The 18,010-nt window shown below is 59.8% G+C and carries 20 protein-coding genes and 1 pseudogene; 10 read left to right on the top strand and 11 right to left on the bottom strand.

Annotated features, from left to right (window positions below; all coding sequences use genetic code 11):
• Positions 1 to 35 precede the first annotated feature (35 nt).
• The 3 genes from KGB21_RS27370 to KGB21_RS27360 all read left to right on the top strand — a co-directional run bounded on the left by KGB21_RS27370 (position 36) and on the right by KGB21_RS27360 (position 1,944).
• Entirely contained in the window at positions 36 to 1,028 is a 993-nt protein-coding gene (locus KGB21_RS27370) for a 2-hydroxyacid dehydrogenase (protein ID WP_034146155.1), read from the top strand.
• Between the two features lie 77 nt (positions 1,029 to 1,105).
• Positions 1,106 to 1,540 (top strand): hypothetical protein, encoded by a 435-nt coding sequence (locus KGB21_RS27365; protein ID WP_034146154.1) that lies wholly within the window; start codon positions 1,106 to 1,108, stop codon positions 1,538 to 1,540.
• Positions 1,540 to 1,944 carry an META domain-containing protein gene (locus tag KGB21_RS27360; protein ID WP_034146153.1) on the top strand — a complete coding sequence of 135 codons (405 nt, stop codon included), beginning with the start codon at positions 1,540 to 1,542 and terminating at the stop codon, positions 1,942 to 1,944. Before KGB21_RS27365 ends, KGB21_RS27360 begins: the two co-directional genes overlap by 1 nt.
• A 184-nt stretch (positions 1,945 to 2,128) precedes the next feature.
• On the opposite strand, the gene KGB21_RS27355 is transcribed toward KGB21_RS27360, so the two are convergent.
• Positions 2,129 to 2,596: a TlpA disulfide reductase family protein gene (locus KGB21_RS27355; protein ID WP_034146152.1), complete on the bottom strand. Its 468-nt coding sequence runs from the start codon at positions 2,594 to 2,596 to the stop codon at positions 2,129 to 2,131.
• 114 nt (positions 2,597 to 2,710) lie between these two features.
• Between KGB21_RS27355 and arsC the strand changes: the two genes are divergently transcribed.
• From arsC to KGB21_RS27340, 3 genes are read left to right on the top strand one after another with little or no spacing between them, the layout of a single operon-like run.
• Positions 2,711 to 3,064, top strand: a complete 354-nt coding sequence (gene arsC, locus KGB21_RS27350; RefSeq protein ID WP_223507291.1) for an arsenate reductase (glutaredoxin) — start codon at positions 2,711 to 2,713, stop codon at positions 3,062 to 3,064.
• Positions 3,061 to 3,657 (top strand): NAD(P)H:quinone oxidoreductase, encoded by a 597-nt coding sequence (gene wrbA / locus KGB21_RS27345; RefSeq protein WP_034146150.1) that lies wholly within the window; start codon positions 3,061 to 3,063, stop codon positions 3,655 to 3,657. The genes arsC and wrbA overlap by 4 nt, the downstream gene beginning before the upstream one ends.
• A gap of 2 nt (positions 3,658 to 3,659) precedes the next feature.
• Positions 3,660 to 4,085 carry a DUF2069 domain-containing protein gene (locus tag KGB21_RS27340; protein ID WP_034146149.1) on the top strand — a complete coding sequence of 142 codons (426 nt, stop codon included), beginning with the start codon at positions 3,660 to 3,662 and terminating at the stop codon, positions 4,083 to 4,085.
• A 398-nt stretch (positions 4,086 to 4,483) separates the two neighbouring features.
• On the opposite strand, the gene KGB21_RS27335 is transcribed toward KGB21_RS27340, so the two are convergent.
• Both KGB21_RS27335 and ttcA read right to left on the bottom strand, forming a co-directional pair.
• A complete protein-coding gene (locus KGB21_RS27335) occupies positions 4,484 to 5,158 on the bottom strand; it encodes a DNA-3-methyladenine glycosylase I (protein WP_034146148.1) in 675 nt (224 codons plus the stop codon).
• 129 nt (positions 5,159 to 5,287) lie between these two features.
• Complete coding sequence (gene ttcA, locus KGB21_RS27330; RefSeq protein WP_034146147.1) at positions 5,288 to 6,112, bottom strand: tRNA 2-thiocytidine(32) synthetase TtcA; 825 nt, start codon at positions 6,110 to 6,112, stop codon at positions 5,288 to 5,290.
• A 410-nt stretch (positions 6,113 to 6,522) separates the two neighbouring features.
• On the opposite strand from ttcA, the gene KGB21_RS27325 reads away from it, so the two are divergent.
• Complete coding sequence (locus KGB21_RS27325) at positions 6,523 to 7,125, top strand: Yip1 family protein (protein WP_034146146.1); 603 nt, start codon at positions 6,523 to 6,525, stop codon at positions 7,123 to 7,125.
• Positions 7,126 to 7,286: 161 nt separating this feature from the next.
• Entirely contained in the window at positions 7,287 to 7,781 is a 495-nt protein-coding gene (locus tag KGB21_RS27320; RefSeq protein ID WP_034146145.1) for a SprT family zinc-dependent metalloprotease, read from the top strand.
• Positions 7,782 to 7,914: 133 nt separating this feature from the next.
• On the opposite strand, the gene KGB21_RS27315 is transcribed toward KGB21_RS27320, so the two are convergent.
• Both KGB21_RS27315 and KGB21_RS27310 read right to left on the bottom strand, forming a co-directional pair.
• Complete coding sequence (locus KGB21_RS27315) at positions 7,915 to 9,096, bottom strand: CaiB/BaiF CoA transferase family protein (RefSeq protein WP_223507290.1); 1,182 nt, start codon at positions 9,094 to 9,096, stop codon at positions 7,915 to 7,917.
• Positions 9,097 to 9,240: 144 nt separating this feature from the next.
• Positions 9,241 to 10,575, bottom strand: a complete 1,335-nt coding sequence (locus KGB21_RS27310) for a dicarboxylate/amino acid:cation symporter (RefSeq protein WP_223507289.1) — start codon at positions 10,573 to 10,575, stop codon at positions 9,241 to 9,243.
• A gap of 339 nt (positions 10,576 to 10,914) precedes the next feature.
• Between KGB21_RS27310 and KGB21_RS27305 the strand changes: the two genes are divergently transcribed.
• Positions 10,915 to 11,928, top strand: coding sequence for an AraC family transcriptional regulator (locus tag KGB21_RS27305; protein ID WP_034146142.1), 1,014 nt, complete (start codon positions 10,915 to 10,917; stop codon positions 11,926 to 11,928).
• Between the two features lie 162 nt (positions 11,929 to 12,090).
• Positions 12,091 to 13,212, top strand: a complete 1,122-nt coding sequence (locus tag KGB21_RS27300) for a sterol desaturase family protein (RefSeq protein WP_223507288.1) — start codon at positions 12,091 to 12,093, stop codon at positions 13,210 to 13,212.
• 8 nt (positions 13,213 to 13,220) lie between these two features.
• Here the strand turns inward: KGB21_RS27300 and KGB21_RS27295 are convergent, their stop codons facing one another.
• From KGB21_RS27295 to KGB21_RS27270, 6 genes and pseudogenes are all read right to left on the bottom strand, one after another.
• On the bottom strand, positions 13,221 to 13,943 hold the full coding sequence (locus tag KGB21_RS27295; RefSeq protein WP_223507287.1) for a L,D-transpeptidase: 723 nt from the start codon (positions 13,941 to 13,943) through the stop codon (positions 13,221 to 13,223).
• Entirely contained in the window at positions 13,940 to 14,701 is a 762-nt protein-coding gene (locus KGB21_RS27290; protein ID WP_223507286.1) for a M15 family metallopeptidase, read from the bottom strand. The genes KGB21_RS27295 and KGB21_RS27290 overlap by 4 nt, the downstream gene beginning before the upstream one ends.
• Positions 14,702 to 14,739: 38 nt before the next feature.
• On the bottom strand, positions 14,740 to 15,696 hold the full coding sequence (gene lipA, locus KGB21_RS27285) for a lipoyl synthase (RefSeq protein ID WP_223507285.1): 957 nt from the start codon (positions 15,694 to 15,696) through the stop codon (positions 14,740 to 14,742).
• A 142-nt stretch (positions 15,697 to 15,838) separates the two neighbouring features.
• Positions 15,839 to 17,107 (bottom strand): serine hydroxymethyltransferase, encoded by a 1,269-nt coding sequence (glyA, locus tag KGB21_RS27280; protein WP_223507284.1) that lies wholly within the window; start codon positions 17,105 to 17,107, stop codon positions 15,839 to 15,841.
• A gap of 45 nt (positions 17,108 to 17,152) precedes the next feature.
• Positions 17,153 to 17,536: a glycine cleavage system protein GcvH gene (gcvH, locus tag KGB21_RS27275; protein WP_223507283.1), complete on the bottom strand. Its 384-nt coding sequence runs from the start codon at positions 17,534 to 17,536 to the stop codon at positions 17,153 to 17,155.
• 280 nt (positions 17,537 to 17,816) lie between these two features.
• Positions 17,817 to 18,010: pseudogene (locus KGB21_RS27270) on the bottom strand (IS110 family transposase); the annotation flags it as partial.

The following is an 18,010-nucleotide window of genomic DNA, read 5'->3' as shown; positions in this document are numbered from 1 at the left end:
GCCAGCTCCTACAGGAAAGGGACAAGGAGCGATTAATGCGCACAATACTTTTCAGCAGCCAGAACTACGACCGTGACAGTTTTCTCGCCGCCGACCTACCGACCGGCATTGAGCTGCACTTCCAGTCGGCGCGCTTGAGCCTCGATACGGCACCGCTGGCGGAGCATCACGAAGTCGTCTGCGCCTTTATCAACGACGACCTCAGCGCCCCGGTGCTCGAACGCTTGGCCACCGGCGGCACCCGCCTGATCGCCCTGCGCTCGGCCGGTTTCAACCATGTCGACCTGGCGGCGGCGAAACGCTTGGGAATAACGATTGTGCGCGTCCCGGCCTACTCGCCCCATGCCGTGGCCGAGCACGCGGTGGCGTTGATCTTGGCGCTCAACCGCCGTTTGCACCGTGCCTACAACCGCACCCGTGAAGGGGATTTCAGCCTGCACGGCTTGACCGGTTTTGATCTGGTGGGCAAGACCGTCGGCGTGGTCGGCACCGGTCAGATTGGCGCGACCTTCGCGAAAATCATGAACGGCTTCGGCTGCCAATTGCTCGCCTACGACCCGTATCCCAACCCTCAAGTCGAAGCCTTGGGCGCGCGCTATGTGGATTTGCCGCAGCTGTTGGGCGAGTCGCAGATCATCAGTCTGCACTGCCCGCTCAACGCGCAGAGCAAGCATTTGATCAACGCCGAATCACTCGCGCACATGCAACCGGGGGCGATGTTGATCAACACCGGCCGTGGCGGTCTGGTGGATACGCCGGCGCTGATCGACGCCTTGAAAAACGGTCAGCTCGGTTACCTGGGGCTGGACGTGTATGAAGAGGAGGCACAGCTGTTCTTCGAGGATCGCTCCGACCAGCCTCTGCAGGACGATGTCCTGGCGCGGTTGCTGACCTTTCCAAACGTGATAATCACCGCCCACCAGGCCTTCCTGACCCGCGAAGCCCTGGGCGCGATTGCCGCGACCACCTTGCATAACATCGCGGCCTGGGCGGCCGGGACAGCAGAGAATCGGGTCGAGGGCGACTGAACCTGATCGAAGGTCATCTCCCCGCGCCATGCTGCGCGTATGCCCGTGCTAGCATATCGCGCATATTTGGAGGACCCATGGTCGAACACGATTTCCGCTACAACCTGATGAACCCGCAACACACCCTCACCGAATGCCGCGCCCTGGTGCCGGGGCGTTATCAAGTCACCGGCAACGGCGGCTCGATTCGTAATAACGACGTGTTGGTAGTGACCCTCAAGGGTGCCAAGGACTTGTCCATGCGCCTGACCGTCGAAACGGTTCGCCACTTGATCAACCCGCCGGGCCAATGGGTCGCGGTGGCCAGTGGTCCGGTGTTCGGCGAACTGGCGATCCACACTTGGCAAGTGAACTGCGACAGCTGCGCCAAAGAGCTGAGCTTCGAGTTCGCGGTCGATGCCAAACTGGGCAACAAGGCTGAAAAGCCTGCCGCCACTGCGCGGATTGCCGAGTTGGGCTGGAAGTCGATTGGCGAGAAGCACCTGTGCCCGAAATGCCAGGAGCCTGCGTGATGAAACGCCTCGCTCTGACCGCAATGGTCGGCGCCAGCCTGCTGGGCTGCGCCGCCGAGCCGGTGCAACTGCAACAAAACCGCAGCTACATCCTGGAGTGGATCGGCGAACGGCCGTTGATGGATTACAGCCACCTGACCATCACCTTGGGTGAAGACGGTCGCGCCTACGGTAACGGCGGCTGCAACCACTGGTTCGCGCCGTACACCCTGGAAGGCGACAAGCTGAGCTTCGGCAAAGTCGGCAGCACCCGCAAACTCTGCGCACCGGCGCTGATGGAGCAGGAAAAGCGTTTCCTCCAGGCGCTGGAGCAAGTGCAACGCTGGGACGTTTCGTCGGTCGACCAGATGCGCTTCTGGCCGGCTGAAGGCAAGCCGTTGCGCTGGTGGCTTGAAGAGGGTTGATCCCTTACCCCAATTGACACCTGTGGCGAGGGAGCTTGCTCCCGCTGGGCTGCGAAGCAGCCCTAAACCCGGTCACCTCATTTGTCAGGCTCACCGTGCAAAACGGTTCTGCGACTGCTTTGCAGTCGAGCGGGAGCAAGCTCCCTCGCCACAAAAAAAAGTAGCATCAGCCCTTTTTCCTAAATCAATTCTTCGCCTGCAACGCTTCCAGCTTCGCCATCACCCCCGCCGCCGTCTGCTCGCCCATCAACTGTTCGCGCACCTTGCCCTTGTTATCGATGATGTAAGTCACCGGCAACGCTTCGCTGCGCGGCAGTTCGAATAGCTCGGAAGGGTCCTGCGCCAATACGGTGAACTTGATCCCGAGTTTTTCGCTGGCACTTTTCAGCTCTTCGCCCTGCACGTTGTCGAAATTGACCCCGAACACACCGATCTTCTTATCCTTGAGTTGCTCGGCCAACGTGTTCAACTCCGGAATCTCGGTCCGGCACGGGCCGCACCATTCGGCCCAGTAGTTGAGCACCAGCCATTTGCCATCCAGACGTTCGGCGGCGACCTTCTGCCCGTTCTGGTCGATGCCATAGTCGTTACCGCAGCCCCCCAACATCAACGCTCCAATGATCGCCAATGCTGCTGCCAGTCGCCTTGTCATGTCGTGTTCCTTGTCAAAAATTGAATGCGCCTGCGACCCATCGCCTCCCAAGGTTCTGGATTACGCGCTGCACAGTTAGAATAGCCGCCACCTTACGCAAGATGCGACCCGCTCATGACCGATCTGACGCTTTATCACAACCCGCGCTGCTCGAAATCCCGCGGTGCGCTCGAATTGCTCGAAGCCCGTGGCCTGGCCCCGACCGTGGTCCGCTACCTTGAAACCCCACTGGACGCCGCACAAATCCAGAGCCTGCTGGGCAAACTCGGGATCAGCGCCCGGCAACTGCTGCGCACCGGCGAGGATGAGTACAAGACTCTCAATCTGGCCGACAGCAGCCTGAGCGAGGCGCAATTGATCGCCGCCATCGCCGCGAATCCAAAGCTCATGGAGCGACCGATTCTCGAAGTCGGCGACAAAGCCGTCGTTGGCCGTCCTCCGGAGCAAATCCTGGAGTTGCTGCCGTGAGCGCGCCGTACATTCTGGTCCTGTATTACAGCCGCAGCGGCTCGACCAATGAAATGGCCCGGCAGATTGCCCGGGGCGTCGAACAGGCTGGGCTTGAAGCGCGGCTACGCACCGTGCCGGCGATTTCTACCGAATGCGAAGCCGTGTCGCCGGACATTCCGGACGAAGGCGCGCTCTACGCCAGCCTCGACGACCTGAAGAACTGTGCCGGCCTGGCGCTGGGCAGTCCGACCCGTTTCGGCAACATGGCGGCGCCGCTCAAGTATTTCCTCGATGGCACCAGCAACCTGTGGCTGACCGGCGCGCTGGTGGGCAAACCCGCCGGTGTGTTCACCTCCACCGCGAGCCTGCACGGCGGCCAGGAAACCACCCTGCTGTCGATGATGTTGCCGTTGCTGCACCACGGCATGTTGATCACCGGCCTGCCGTACAGTGAGTCGGCGTTGCTGGAAACCCAGGGCGGCGGTACGCCATACGGCGCCAGCCACCACGCCGGGGCCGATGGCAAAAGTGGTTTGGACACACACGAAATCGCGTTGTGCCGCGCGCTGGGCCTGCGCCTGGCCAAGACCGCTCAGAAGCTGGAGGGCTAAGGGTGGCCAAGAAGCCGAAGATTCTGCCCGCCATCGAATGGCTGGAACCCCGCGTACGGGCCATGCGGGTCATCAGTCTGTTGTGTTTTTTCGGTCTGGTGGGGCTGCTGTGCGCCTACTACCTGGTGTTCGCCGACCTGCACGGCGCCCGGCCTTGGGTGATCCTGCTGATCGAACTGGTGCCGCTGCTGTTGCTGGCTCCAGGGATGATTGTCGGCAGTCCGCGTGGGCATTCGTGGATGTGTTTTGTGGTGAACCTGTATTTCATCAAGGGCGCATTGGCTGCGTATGACCCGAACCGGCAGATTTTCGGGTTGCTGGAGATGGGCGCGAGTCTGGCGGTGTTCTGTTCGGCGTTACTGTATGTGCGCTGGAGGTATCAGTTGAATCGCAAATTGGCGGGTGAAGGCGAGATTTCCGTCGCCTGATCGGCCTCATCGCTGGCAAGCCAGCTCCCACAGTGACCGGGGTTGTTCACAAACCCTGTGTTCAACACCAATACCTGTGGGAGCTGGCTTGCCAGCTCCCACAATGACCGGGGTTGTTCACAAATCCTGCGTTCAACACCAATACCTGTGGGAGCTGGCTTGCCAGCTCCCACAATGACCGGGGTTGTTCACAAATCCTGTGTTCAACACCAATACCTGTGGGAGCTGGCTTGCCAGCTCCCACAATGACCGGGGTTGTTCACAAATCCTGCGTTCAACACCAATACCTGTGGGAGCTGGCTTGCCAGCTCCCACAGTGACCGGGGTTGTTCACAAACCCTGTGTTCAATACCAATACCTGTGGGAGCTGGCTTGCCAGCGATTGGGACGACTCGGTCTCAATGATTGACGGTGTAAGCCAACATCATCGAAATCTGGCTCATCGCCCGTCCGCCACTTTGTTCATGCCACTGGTTGAACACATCCTGCACCAACGCCAGATCCCGCTGGCTGCTCGGCACCTTGTCGACGATCTTCTGCGCATTCAACGCCGCCACCACGTCGTAGCTCGGCACGAACGTATCCTTGCCGACCATCCGCAAGAAGCGCGGCGCCGACAGCCCGCCCAATTGATGGCCGCGTTTTTTCAGGAAGGTCCAGAGCCCGACGATATCGGTCACCGGCCAATCGGCGATCAGCGCGCCGAAGCTGCCCTTCTCATGGGCCACGTCCAATATGAACTGCGCATTACGCGGCACGCTCTTGAGCTTGCCGAGGTGGCGGATGATCCGCGCATCCTGCATCAGGCGCTCCAGATGTTCAGCGCTCATCAGCACGACTTTTTCCGGGTCGAACTTGAAGAACACTTCTTCGAAGGCCGGCCATTTGGCATCCACGAGGCTGTGCTTGAGCCCGGCGCGGAACACGCGCAATGCCATGGTCGAGAGGTAACGATCGTCGCTGATCTTGCGCAATTGCGCCGGGGTCTTGGGGACGGGCAGATGGGCTTCCAGTTCAGCCGCCGAACCGAAGCGGTTCAAGCAGTATTCGTTCAGCCACTTGTAGTCGCGCATGCCCTCTCCTGAGGATTGAAACAAAAAACCATTGTAGGAGTGAGCCTGCTCGCGATAGCGGTGTGTCAGACACTTCAGTGTTGACTGACACTACGCCATCGCGAGCTGGCTCACTCCTACAGTTTTTGATTAGAGATTGACCACGTTGACGAAGCGCGAAGCCGCCGTCTCGTCGATCTTGAGGCTGGTGAAGTCAAACAGATTGCGGTCCGCCAGTTGCGACGGGATCACGTTCTGCAGGCTGCGGAAAATGCTTTCGGTGCGTCCTGGGGTCTTGCGCTCCCAGTCCAGCAGCATGTCCTTGACCACCTGACGTTGCAGGTTCTCCTGGGAACCGCAAAGGTTGCACGGGATGATCGGGAATTGCTTGAGGTCCGAGTAGGCCTGGATGTCTTTCTCGTTGCAGTAGGCCAGCGGGCGGATCACCACGTTGCGCCCGTCGTCGGCGCGCAGTTTCGGCGGCATGGCTTTGAGCGAACCGTTGAAAAACATGTTCAGGAAGAACGTCTCGACGATGTCGTCACGGTGGTGACCGAGGGCCATCTTGGTCGCGCCGATTTCGTCGGCAAAGGTGTAGAGCGTGCCGCGACGCAGGCGCGAGCACAGCGAACAGGTGGTTTTGCCTTCCGGAATCAGTTCCTTGACCACCGAATAAGTGTCTTTCTCGACGATGTGGTACTCGATGCCCAGTTCTTTGAGATAAGCCGGCAGCACGTGCTCAGGGAAGCCAGGCTGCTTCTGGTCCATGTTCACGGCCACGATCTCGAACTTGATCGGCGCGACCTTCTGCAAGTGCATCAACACGTCGAGCATGGTGTAGCTGTCCTTGCCGCCGGACAGGCAGACCATGACCTTGTCGCCGTCTTCAATCATGTTGAAATCAGCGACAGCCTCACCGGCCTGGCGGCGAAGGCGCTTTTGCAGTTTGTTCTGGTTGACCGTAAGAGTGCCCATGACGCGAAATCCGTGAGGTGTGACGAAAGGCCGGCATTTTACGCAAAAACACCTTGGGGGCGAAGTGCCCACTATCGCCACTGTCCTCTGTGGCGAGGGAGCTTGCTCCCGCTGGGGTGCGAAGCAGCCCTGAGCTGTATCAGACAATGGGTGCCAACCGGGCCTGCGACTGCTGCGCAGCCGAGCGGGAGCAAGCTCCCTCGCCACAAATTCATCATTCACAGACCCGTCAGCGATTACCCCACCGCTTTACAGCGCAATTTGCTCTAAGCCGCAGCACCTGCGCAGTAAACAACTTCCTATACTGCGTCATAAGGTCGCACACACATCAAGACCTATTACTTGCTTGGCCGCATTGGCCCGTAGGCGCTCCACTGGGGGGCGACGGCAAAACAAGAGGAGTGACTGGCATGATCCATCACGTAGTGGGGCTCTTCACCCACCCTGACCAAGAATGGAAAGAGATTCGTGGCGATCAGGAGGAAAGCATCAGCCACATGTACCTGACCCACACGCTGATTCTGGCGGCTATCCCTGCAGTGTCTGCCTTTATCGGCACGACGCAGGTCGGCTGGGTCATCGGCAATCGAGCGCCGGTGATGCTGACCCAGGAAAGCGCATTATGGATGACGATCATGTCGTACCTGGCAATGCTGGGCGGCGTTGCGGTGATGGGCGCGTTCATCCACTGGATGGCCCGCACCTATGACGCCAATCCAAGCCTGGCGCGCTGCGTGGCGTTTGCGACCTACACCGCGACCCCGCTGTTCATCGGCGGCCTTGCGGCGCTGTATCCGCACATGTGGCTGGGGATGGTCGTCGGCACCGCGGCGATCTGCTACACGGTCTACCTGCTGTATGTCGGGCTACCGACGTTCATGAACATTCCATCTGACGAGGGCTTTCTGTTTTCCAGTTCGGTACTTGCAGTAGGCCTGGTGGTGCTGGTAGCCATCATGGCGTTTACAGTCATCGTATGGGGACTCGGCGTGGGGCCGGTCTACACTAATTAGCGACATACCACCCAAAAAAACTAGATCTGCCAACACAGGCCGCCGCAAGGCGGCCTTTTAATGCCTCCAGTACAGATAACGGCAACAACCATTCGGCGCTTCGACGATTCGCAAGGCCCGAGGGTTGCGGCATACTCGACACCTCTGGAGATCCATCAAGCATGCCCGAGCAACTCAATTCCCGCGTCGAAGACTGTTTCCAACAAGCCGAATCTTTTTTCAAACGACCTTTCAAACGCCCCGTGGTGAGCCTCAAGCTGCGCGGGCAAAAAGCCGGTGTCGCGCATTTGCACGAGAACCTGCTGCGCTTCAATCCGCAGCTGTACCGGGAAAACACCGAAGACTTCCTCAAGCAGACCGTGGCCCACGAAGTGGCACACCTGATCGCCCATCAGCTGTTCGGCGACCGCATCCAGCCCCACGGCGAAGAGTGGCAACTGATCATGCGCGGGGTGTACGAACTGCCGCCCAACCGTTGCCACACCTATGACGTCAAACGCCGCAGCGTGACCCGCTACATCTATAAATGCCCGTGTGCCGACAGCGATTTCCCGTTTTCGGCGCAGCGCCATGGATTGGTGCGGCAGGGGCGGCGGTATTTGTGTCGACGGTGTCGGAGTACGTTGGTGTTCAGTGGGGAAATGCGGGTCGAGTAGTTTTTTGGGGGCCTGCGCTGGCCTCATCGCGGGCAAGCCCGCTCCCACAGGTATTGATGTTGACCACTGATTTTGTGAACAACCCGGACCACTGTGGGAGCCGGGCTTGCCCGCGATGAGGCCAGCAAAGGCGCTAGATAATGACCTTGGCCCGACGCAACACGGCAACCCGCTCAGCGCTATACCCCAACTCCCCCAACACCTGATCCGTATGCTGCCCGAGCGACGCGCCAATATGCCTCGGCTCCGGCAACCCACCAGAAAACTTCAACGGGCAAGCCATCTGCGCCTGACTCGAGCCATCCCCCCGTGGCACCTCGGTCACCAACTCTCGCGCCTGCATATGCGGATGTTGCACCGCCTCACCCAGACTCAAGACCGGTTCGACGCAAGCATCCAGCTCGGCAAACAACGCACACAGCTCGGCAAAGTCATGCTTCTCGAATTCGACTTTCAGCGCGTCCTTGAGCTTTTTTTGCTGCGCCGGTTTCATAGACAAACCATGGCTCGCCAACGCCTCCAACCCCAGCGCCCCACACAATCGCTTCATGAAATCCGGTTCAAGGCTGCCCACCGACAACCAGCGTCCATCCCGCGAGCGGTAATAGTCGTAGAAGCTGCCGCCATTGAGCATCTGATCTTCCCTGCCCGGCTCGACGCCACAAGCGAGATACCCGGCCCCGGCCATGGCATTCAGGCTGAATGCGCAATCAGTCATGCTCACATCCAGATGCTGCCCCTGCCCCGTTTGCTGGCGGGCGATCACCGCCGCCAGCAGGCCGATCACCCCGTGCAGCGAACCTCCCGCGATGTCCGCCACCTGCGCGCCCAGGGGCAGCGGGCCACTGTCGGCGCGGCCGGTGTAGCTCGCCAGTCCGGCCAACGCCAGGTAGTTGATGTCGTGACCGGCGCGGTCCCTGTAGGGCCCGGTCTGGCCGTAACCGGTGATCGACACATAAATCAGCTTCGGGTTGATCGCCTTCAAGGCTTCATAACCCAGTCCCAAGCGCTCCATGACACCGGGACGGAACTGCTCCAGGACGATGTCGTAGTCCTGCAGCAACTGCTTGATCACCTCCAGCGCCTCGGGTTGCTTGAGGTCCAGCGCCAGGCTGCGCTTGTTGCGATTGAGGTAGGCGTGGCTGGCGGAAACGCCCTGATCGTGCGGCGGCAGCACCCGCAGAAGGTCCATGCGGGTCGGCGATTCGATGCGCAACACCTCGGCGCCCATGTCCGCCAGCAACAACGAGGCGAACGGCCCCGGCAACAATGTCGAGAAATCCAGAACCTTGAGTGATGCCAGTGGACCGAGCATGAGTGTTCTCCCTAAACGGATGCCCCAGCCTAGGCAGCCGAGCGCATGGCGGCAATCACCTTATGCGCCAGGATCGATGACCGTTACGCTCAAATCCCGGGCATGAAAAAACCCGCCGAAGCGGGTTTTTCAATACAACAAGGCTTACTTGGCGTTCGTCGGGGTTACCGCTTCGACGTGGCCCAGAACATCGTCTTTAGGCTCGTCGGCAATGCCGCGACCGCCCGAGGCCAGCTCGGCTTGCAACACGTCGGTGTCCAGCTCCTTGACCCACTTGGCCACGACAATGGTCGCCACCGCGTTACCGACCAGGTTGGTCAGGGCACGGGCTTCGGACATGAAGCGGTCGATACCGAGGATCAGCGCCAGGCCGGCAACCGGCAAATGGCCCACGGCGGACAGAGTGGCCGCCAGCACGATGAAGCCCGAACCGGTCACGCCCGCAGCGCCTTTGGAGGACAGCAGCAACACCACCAGCAAGGTGATCTGGTGCGTGATGTCCATGTGGGTGTCGGTCGCCTGGGCGATGAACACGGCCGCCATGGTCAGGTAGATCGCAGTACCGTCGAGGTTGAACGAGTAACCGGTCGGGATCACCAGACCCACTACGGATTTCTGCGCACCCAGACGCTCCATCTTGATCAGCATGCGTGGCAGTACCGACTCCGAAGAGGAAGTACCCAGCACGATCAGCAGTTCTTCACGGATGTAGCGAATCATTTTCAGAACGCTGAAACCGTGAGCGCGGGCGATGCCGCCCAGCACGATCAGGATGAACAGCAGGCAAGTGATGTAGAAGCAGGCCATCAGTTGACCCAGTTGCACCAGCGAACCGACACCGTAGGCACCGATGGTGAATGCCATGGCACCGAAGGCACCGATTGGCGCGAGCTTCATGATCATGTTGATGATGTTGAACATCACGTGGGCGAAGCGATCGATGAAGTCCAGCAGCGGCTTGCCGTAGGCACCGAGGCGATGCAGGGCGAAACCGAAGATCACCGAGAACATCAGCACTTGCAGGATGTCGCCCGTGGCGAACGCGCCGACGATGGTGCTCGGGATCACGTTAAGCAGGAAGCCAATGACGCTTTGATCCGCACCGGCCGCAACGTAGGTAGCGATTTTGGAGGCATCCAGCGTGGTCACGTCGATGTGCATGCCGGCACCTGGCTGCACGATGTTGACCACGACCAGGCCCACCAGCAACGCGATGGTCGAAACGATTTCAAAGTACAGTAGCGCGTAACCGCCGGTCTTGCCGACCGATTTCATGTCCTGCATGCCCGCGATACCGCTGACGACGGTGCAGAAGATAATAGGGGCGATGATCATTTTGATCAGTTTGATGAACCCGTCACCCAACGGTTTAACGGCCACACCAAGCTGTGGGTAGTAGTGACCGAGCAAAATACCGATGACAATTGCAACGATCACCTGGAAATACAGGGATTTGTACAGTGGCTGACGAGTCGTCATTGCAAAGTTCCTCAAGGGGGCCCGGTTTCAACATCCATCTGTTGCCCGCGACACCTGAATTGCGAACCCTCCTGCACTGGAGGGATTTGTTTTTTCGAGCTGCTCGACGGCAGGCTTCTACTCGTTCTATCGCAAGGCCCGTGCCACCTTTGGTGAAATCCCTGCAAGCCTTATGACATCAAGGGCTACAGACTTTTTCATGTCTGCTGACGGACATGACGCGGTGGCGGATTTCCGCCCTTCGGTCAAATCGCCTCCTGCAAATTGGCGGATATCCGCCTTGTCCATCAGCAAAGTTCGCAGCTACCATCCGTCGCTCAATGGATGGACCTGCCTGTTATGCGCGAACGCACCATCGCCAGTCATTTCGCCCGTGCCGCCCTCGGTGGTGCGCAACGGTGTGGCTACGATTACTCGGGATTGTTACAGCAATTGGGGATCAGCCCTGAATTGCTCGACGAGCCGCGGGCGCGAATCGCGCCGGAGCAGTTCACCCGACTGATCCAGGCACTGTGGCTGGCACTGGACGACGAATACCTCGGTTTCGGACAAGCGCCAAGCAAACCGGGCAGCTTCGCGATGATGTGTCACGCCGTGATCCACTGCCGCAATCTGGATAAGGCGCTCAATCGCGGCTTATTGTTTTATAGCCTATTCCCCGGCGCCCCGCGTCTGAGCCTGACGCGCGAAGACGAGATGATCCGCCTGAGCCTGGACGATTCGCACCTGTGGGACCCGGACCATTTTCTCACCGAGAGCCTGCTGGTGATCTGGCACCGCTTCGGCAGTTGGCTGATCGGCCAGCGCATTCGCCTGGAACAAGCCACGTTCAGCTACCCGCGACCGGAGCACGGGGCCGAATACGATCTGCTGTTTTCCTGCCCGCTGGAATTTTCCACAGCGAACAGCACGACTACCCAAAGCAGCCTGCTGTTTCACAGCCGCTACCTGAACATGCCGTTGTTGCAGGATGAGCGGACGCTCAAGCATTTCCTCGAACGCTCACCCGCCGATCTGCTGTCGCGTCCGGACGATGGCGACAGCTTGAGCAGCCAGTTGCGGCGCTTGCTCAGCCGCGACAGTTCACGCTGGCCGGATCTGGAAGCCGTGGCCGCGCACTTGCACATCAGCCCGCAGACGTTGCGCCGACATTTGCGTGAGGAAGGCAGCAGTTTTCAGGAGTTGAAGGATCAGTTGCGTCGCGACATTGCGATTTATCACTTGGGGCGTGCGGATCTGTCGTTGCAACAGATTGCCGAGCAATTGGGATTTTCCGAGCCTTCGGCGTTTCATCGGGCGTTCAAGAAGTGGACCGGGCTGACACCGGGGGCGTACCGCGCCCAAGAGAATTGAACGCAAAACCTGCAGGAGCCGGCTTGCTGGCGATGGCGATTTCAAGTACGCCATCGCCAGCAAGCCGGCTCCTGCAGGTCTGGTTCCACCTCCTAAATTGCTCGCAGGACTCCGGCTCCTGCAAAAGCGATTCTCACACTTCGACGGAGAGGGCAGCCTTTCATGGATGTTCTCGCTCTTCTTTACCAATACCTGTTCCGGTGGGTGATCGCGCCTGTCAGCGAGCAATTCCGTGGCTTATTCGACCTCAATGGCCGTCTCTGTCTCGCCTTTCTGTTCACGTCCTACGCCATCGCTTACGTGCTGTTCCGCTTCCGGAAATCCCGCGAACTGACGGATGCGTGCACTTTCTGGCAGTTCATCGGCGGCAACCGCGTGCATTTTCATCCCTCGGCGCTGCTGGATTACCGCTACTACTTCGTGCGCGCGATCCTCAAAGTCATGCTGGTGTTGCCCATCGTGGGGTTGGTGGACCCGTACGTGCTGCGCTCCGGCGACTACATCAGTTTTTTCACCCGGCTCTGGGGCGCGCGGGTGCAAGTGGAGGAGCATCTTGCGCTGTCTTTGCTCTACGGCCTGGGCGTGTTCGTGCTGCAAGACTTCATCCATTACTGGGCCCATCGCGCCTACCATTCACGCTATTTGTGGGCCTTTCACAAAGTCCATCATTCGGCCCCGGTGCTGGTCCCCGTGACGGCTAGTCGGGTGCACTTTGTCGAGAAAATGATCGAGCGCCTGATCGACATCGTGTTCCTAGGTGCCTATGCCGGTGTGTTCTGGTACGCCTGTGGCGGCGAGATCAGCCGCTACACCTTGTTTGGCGTGACCTACATGGTATTCATCCTCAACGCCCTGGCCTCGAACCTGCGTCACAGCCATGTCTGGCTCTCGTTCGGGCCGGCGCTTGAGCATGTGCTGAACAGCCCGGCGCAGCATCAGGTCCACCACAGCGACGCGCCACGACATTTCAACAAGAACTTCGGCATTAACCTGTCTGTTTGGGACTGGATGTTCGGCACGCTGTACGTCACGCAATCGAAGCCTGAGGCGATTCGATTCGGTACGGGTGAAGCGGATCATCAGCGTTACCTGACCCTCTACAGCCTGATCTTTATGCCGTTTGTGGAAACAGCACACAAAGTTCTTGAGATCAAACGCCCGAAAGCGATTACGCCGTCAGGGGGTAACCCCGTAGGAGCCGGCTTGCTGGCGATGGCGGAGGGACAGTCGCCACAAATGTCGGCCGACGCGCCGCTATCGCCAGCAAGCCGGCTCCTACAGTGATGTGTTGATCAACGTTCGGGAAGGTTCCAGCGTTCGCGCAGCTGCTGGTATTGCGCCTCGGGCAATTGCACCAGCAGCGGGGATCGGCGGGGGTCGAGCCAGTTGAACAAGCGAGCGATATCCGCTGGGTCCATGGCCGTGCAGCCACGGGTTGGGGCTGTGGGGCCGCGCCAGATGTGGAAGAAAATGCAAGAGCCGGCAGCGGGGGACGCCGGAGTGTTGTGCTTGATGACAATGCCCTGGCGATACAAGTCATCACGGCGACGCATGCGCTCTGAACTGTTCCAGTCTTTCGTAGCTGTGGCGCCGTCGACCAGCTCGTTGTAACGCGTGGACTGAGGGTCATCCACGCATTCGATGGTCGGGCTGAGTGCGAGGTAGGGCAGGCGGGTTTGTGCTGAAGCGTCGTAGCCAAACGCTGTGCCCAGTTTGAACATCCCGGCAGGCGCCTTGCCGTCGCCTTCCTGCTTCACCGGCCCCTGAAGCTGCTCAGTGGCGAATAATCCCTTGCCCCAGCCCATGCCGTTTTTGCCCAGCACCACCGCAAACGGCGCTTCGAACTTTCTGAACGTGCTGCCGTGCCGTTCGTAGCGCTGGGCAGTGCCCTCAATGTCATCCCAGTTTTTGCTGGTGACCACGATCAACTGGTCACTGTCGTCGAGCCCCTGAGCCATCGCGGCACCGTTTAGCAGGAGGACCAGAAACACGCAGATTCTGAGAAGTCTGTTCATGGCGCCAGCGGCGTAATGGGGAAATCCATGACCGTCTTCAAGGCTGGATCACGGGTATAGGTGAAATGCCACCACTCAGCCGAGTAACCGGTGAATCCTTCTTTTTCCATGGCGCTGTTGAGCCGCTGGCGATTTGCTTTGGCTGTGGCGTCGATCAGCGTCGAATCGGTATGCGCGCGCTCATCGAAGCAATCAAAACCGGTGCCCATGTCCACGGCGCCGTCATGCCAACGCTGGCCATAAGGCGTCGTGCAATCGACGGGCGTGGCTGAAGGCGTCCAGGTGTCGGCGGGCAGGGCATCCGGGCCGGTCATGGTCAGGTCCACGGTGCCGCCCCTGGAATGATTGGACACCCGCGCCACATAGCCCAGTCGCCAGAAGTCTTGCTTGTCCACCCGAGGATAAAACTCGGCCTTGCGCGGATCGCCCGGTTCCGTGGCGAAGCGTCCCATGTCCGCCACGGCGCGGCTGGGGCGATAGCAATCAAATACCTTCAAGCCATAGCCTTGCGCCTCAAGTGCCGTTTGCACCCGGGCGAGAGCCTTGGCGGCGTCCAGCGACAACAGGCACTCCGGCGCCTGGTAACCATCGAGCGGGTGCCCGGTGAAGTTGTGGGCGCTGGCGTAGCGGATGTCTTGCTGGATATCCGGCGCGATCGTACGCACAAACACCATGTGTTCCGGTTTCGGTTCGGCGCTGGCCAGGCACGGCAAGACAAGACTTGAAAACAGCAGCAATGATCGAGTTGTACAGCGCATCGGGCCGCGCCTCCGCAAATCCATGACAAGTCACCCCATCATGGCTTGAAACCGGCTTCACCTCCATGCAGTTGTTGATCGGCGTGATAGGACGAGCGCACCAGCGGCCCGGACGCGACGTTCTTGAAGCCCATCCGCGCGCCTTCCTCGGCGAACCAGGCAAACACGTCCGGGTGCACGAAACGTTGCACTGGCAAGTGGCTGCGAGAGGGTTGCAGGTACTGGCCGAGGGTGAGCATGTCGATCTCGTGCTCGCGCATGCGCTGCATGACCTCGATGACTTCTTCGTCGGTTTCTCCGAGGCCCAGCATCAGGCCTGACTTGGTGGGCACATGCGGGACCGATTGCTTGAACTTCTGCAGCAAGTCCAGCGACCACTCGAAGTCCGAACCCGGTCGCGCGGCTTTGTACAGGCGCGGCACGGTTTCCAGATTGTGGTTGAACACGTCCGGCGGTTCGCTGGCGGTGATCGCCAGGGCCACGTCCATGCGCCCGCGATAATCCGGCACCAGGGTTTCCAGTTGAATGCCCGGCGACAGCTTGCGAATTTCCCTCAGGCAATCGACAAAGTGCTGGGCGCCGCCGTCGCGCAAATCATCGCGATCCACCGAGGTGATCACCACGTATTTAAGGCGTAGCTCGGCGATGGCCACAGCCAGGTTGCTCGGCTCGTTGATGTCCAGCGGCTTCGGCCGTCCGTGGCCGACGTCGCAGAATGGGCAGCGACGGGTGCAGATGTCGCCCATGATCATGAACGTCGCCGTGCCTGCGGAAAAACACTCGCCGAGGTTCGGGCAGGAGGCTTCTTCGCAGACACTGTGCAGCTTGTGTTTGCGCAGCAATTGTTTGATGCGGTCGACCTCGGGGGAGATCGGCATGCGCACCCTAATCCAGTCGGGTTTGCGCGGGAATTCATCGGTGGGGATGATCTTCACCGGAATCCGCGCGACTTTTTCTGCACCGCGCAGTTTGGTGCCGACTTGCACTGTGTTCATAGGTTTCCCCAAGTTCTGCCAGACAAAATACGGACCTGTAGGAGCAAGCTTGTTCGCGATCACGGTGCAACATTCAACATTGATGTTGACTGACACTGCGCAATCGCGAGCAAGCTTGCTCCTACAGGTTTGTGTGGTGCATTCAGTTGCGGTAGACCGGGAAATCGCTGCACATGGCCGCCGCCTGCCGCGCTACCTGAGCCTCGACATCGGCATCGCCGAGGTGGTCGAGGATGTCGCAGATCCAACCGGCCAGTTCGGTGCTCTGTGCTTCCTTGAATCCACGACTGGTGATCGCCGGGGTGCCGATGCGCAAGCCTGATGTCACGAACGGCGATTGCGGATCGTTCGGCACCGCGTTCTTGTTCACGGTGATGCCGGCACGGCCGAGGGCGGCGTCGGCGTCCTTGCCGGTCAGGCCCTGGCGGATCAGGCTGACCAGGAACAGGTGGTTGTCGGTGCCCCCGGACACCACGTCATAGCCGCGGTCGATGAACACTTTGGCCATCGCCTGAGCGTTGCGTATCACCTGGGTCTGATAGGCCTTGAACGCCGGCTCCAGCGCTTCCTTGAAGCACACGGCCTTGGCGGCGATCACGTGCATCAGCGGGCCGCCCTGGCCGCCGGGGAACACGGCGGCGTTGAGTTTTTTCTCCAGTTCGGCATTGGCCTTGGCCAGGATCAGCCCGCCACGGGGACCGCGCAGGGTCTTGTGGGTCGTGGTGGTGACCACGTCGGCATAGGGCAGCGGATTCGGGTACAGACCGGTGGCCACCAGCCCGGCGACGTGGGCCATGTCGACGAACAGGTAGGCGCCGACCGTGTCGGCGATCTCCCGGAAGCGCGGGAAGTCCAGGGTCTTCGAGTAGGCGGAGAAACCGGCGATGATCATCTTCGGCTGGTGCTCGACCGCCAGACGCTCGACTTCGTCGTAGTCGATCAGGCCTGTGTCGGTGTCGATACCGTATTGCACCGCGTTGTAGAGCTTGCCGGAAAAACTCACCTTGGCGCCGTGGGTCAGGTGGCCGCCGTGGGCCAGGCTCATGCCGAGCACGGTGTCGCCGGCCTGCAGCAACGCCAGATAAACCGCGGCGTTGGCCTGGCTGCCGGAGTGCGGCTGGACGTTGGCGTAATCGGCGCCGAACAATTGCTTGGCGCGGTCGATGGCCAGTTGTTCGACCACATCGACATGCTCGCAGCCGCCGTAATAACGCTTGCCCGGATAGCCTTCGGCGTACTTGTTGGTCAGGCCGCTGCCTTGGGCTTCCATCACCCGTTGGCTGGTGTAGTTTTCCGAAGCGATCAGTTCTATGTGGTGTTCCTGCCGCGCATCCTCGGCATTCATCGCCGCCAGCAGTTCGTCGTCGTAGCCTTTGATCTGGTCCTGCTTGCTAAAGAAGGTGCTGAACATAGTGGGGGCCTTTTGTGGATTCAGGAAATGCGTAAGGGGGGGGCTTCAAGCGTCGGCGTGTTCTGCGGTCAGGCGTTGATAGGCGTCTTGATCCATCAAGTCGCTCATGGCCTCGACATCGACCGGTTTGAAGCGAAAGAACCAGCCTTCGCCCAATGGGTCTTCGTTGACCAGTTCCGGGGTGTCCTCGAGCGTCGCGTTGATCTCGACCACTTCGCCGTCCAGTGGCATGCCGATGCTGCTGGCAGCTTTCACCGACTCCAGCACCGACACTTGCGCACCCGCGTCGAAGCTGCCGACCTCAGGCACTTGTACAAACACCACATCGCCCAACGCCTGCTGGGCAAACTCGGTAATGCCGACCGTGACCAGGCCATTGCTTTCAAGGCGCAACCATTCGTGATCAACGGTGAAACGCAATTCGCTCATATCAACTCCTTATTGTTTTTTACGCTCGCGGCGGCGAGCGGGGTTGGAGGAGTGATAGCAAGGGTGGTGCCAAGGTTTATTAATTGTTGTAATTCAATGGCTTGAAGTTATTTTGTGAGGTGCGAGAGATCTCATCCGTATTGAAATCAATACAGGCAAGCAGGGTTGCGGGCGCAGGTGCGGTAATTGCTGCGGGCAACGGTTTTGTCTTGATTTCGCTACGCTGTATCGATTTGAAGACGCGGAGCGCTGGAACAACACTGATCTACTGTGGGAGATTCTATGTTGCAGGGGAACCCTGCAGCCTTAAATTCGGCTGGTATTCGCTCTGGTTTTTCATGAGAGCGAATGCCACCCGGCACAGCTTGCGCGCGAGGATGACCAGGGCTTGGGTTTTTGCCAGGCCTCTGGCCAGATAGGACTCATAAAAAGGTTTCCAGATTGGAGATCGACAAGCCGCCATTGCCGCGTTGT

The organism is Pseudomonas sp. GL-RE-29, assembly GCF_019947275.1.
Classification (GTDB): Bacteria; Pseudomonadota; Gammaproteobacteria; order Pseudomonadales; family Pseudomonadaceae; genus Aquipseudomonas; species Aquipseudomonas fluorescens_A.
Note: the sequence above shows the minus strand (reverse complement) of the source record. Positions and strands in the feature narration are given on the sequence as shown.

Excerpts from the sequence above, each read along its gene's own strand:
- KGB21_RS27370 (WP_034146155.1), top strand. The coding sequence starts at position 36 with ATGCGCACAATACTTTTCAGCAGCCAGAACTACGACCGTGACAGTTTT.
- KGB21_RS27365 (WP_034146154.1), top strand. The coding sequence starts at position 1,106 with ATGGTCGAACACGATTTCCGCTACAACCTGATGAACCCGCAACACACC.
- KGB21_RS27360 (WP_034146153.1), top strand. The coding sequence starts at position 1,540 with ATGAAACGCCTCGCTCTGACCGCAATGGTCGGCGCCAGCCTGCTGGGC.
- KGB21_RS27355 (WP_034146152.1), bottom strand. The coding sequence starts at position 2,596 with ATGACAAGGCGACTGGCAGCAGCATTGGCGATCATTGGAGCGTTGATG.
- arsC (WP_223507291.1), top strand. The coding sequence starts at position 2,711 with ATGACCGATCTGACGCTTTATCACAACCCGCGCTGCTCGAAATCCCGC.
- KGB21_RS27335 (WP_034146148.1), bottom strand. The coding sequence starts at position 5,158 with ATGCGCGACTACAAGTGGCTGAACGAATACTGCTTGAACCGCTTCGGT.
- ttcA (WP_034146147.1), bottom strand. The coding sequence starts at position 6,112 with ATGGGCACTCTTACGGTCAACCAGAACAAACTGCAAAAGCGCCTTCGC.
- KGB21_RS27325 (WP_034146146.1), top strand. The coding sequence starts at position 6,523 with ATGATCCATCACGTAGTGGGGCTCTTCACCCACCCTGACCAAGAATGG.
- KGB21_RS27320 (WP_034146145.1), top strand. The coding sequence starts at position 7,287 with ATGCCCGAGCAACTCAATTCCCGCGTCGAAGACTGTTTCCAACAAGCC.
- KGB21_RS27315 (WP_223507290.1), bottom strand. The coding sequence starts at position 9,096 with ATGCTCGGTCCACTGGCATCACTCAAGGTTCTGGATTTCTCGACATTG.
- KGB21_RS27310 (WP_223507289.1), bottom strand. The coding sequence starts at position 10,575 with ATGACGACTCGTCAGCCACTGTACAAATCCCTGTATTTCCAGGTGATC.
- KGB21_RS27305 (WP_034146142.1), top strand. The coding sequence starts at position 10,915 with ATGCGCGAACGCACCATCGCCAGTCATTTCGCCCGTGCCGCCCTCGGT.
- KGB21_RS27300 (WP_223507288.1), top strand. The coding sequence starts at position 12,091 with ATGGATGTTCTCGCTCTTCTTTACCAATACCTGTTCCGGTGGGTGATC.
- KGB21_RS27295 (WP_223507287.1), bottom strand. The coding sequence starts at position 13,943 with ATGAACAGACTTCTCAGAATCTGCGTGTTTCTGGTCCTCCTGCTAAAC.
- KGB21_RS27290 (WP_223507286.1), bottom strand. The coding sequence starts at position 14,701 with ATGCGCTGTACAACTCGATCATTGCTGCTGTTTTCAAGTCTTGTCTTG.
- lipA (WP_223507285.1), bottom strand. The coding sequence starts at position 15,696 with ATGAACACAGTGCAAGTCGGCACCAAACTGCGCGGTGCAGAAAAAGTC.
- glyA (WP_223507284.1), bottom strand. The coding sequence starts at position 17,107 with ATGTTCAGCACCTTCTTTAGCAAGCAGGACCAGATCAAAGGCTACGAC.
- gcvH (WP_223507283.1), bottom strand. The coding sequence starts at position 17,536 with ATGAGCGAATTGCGTTTCACCGTTGATCACGAATGGTTGCGCCTTGAA.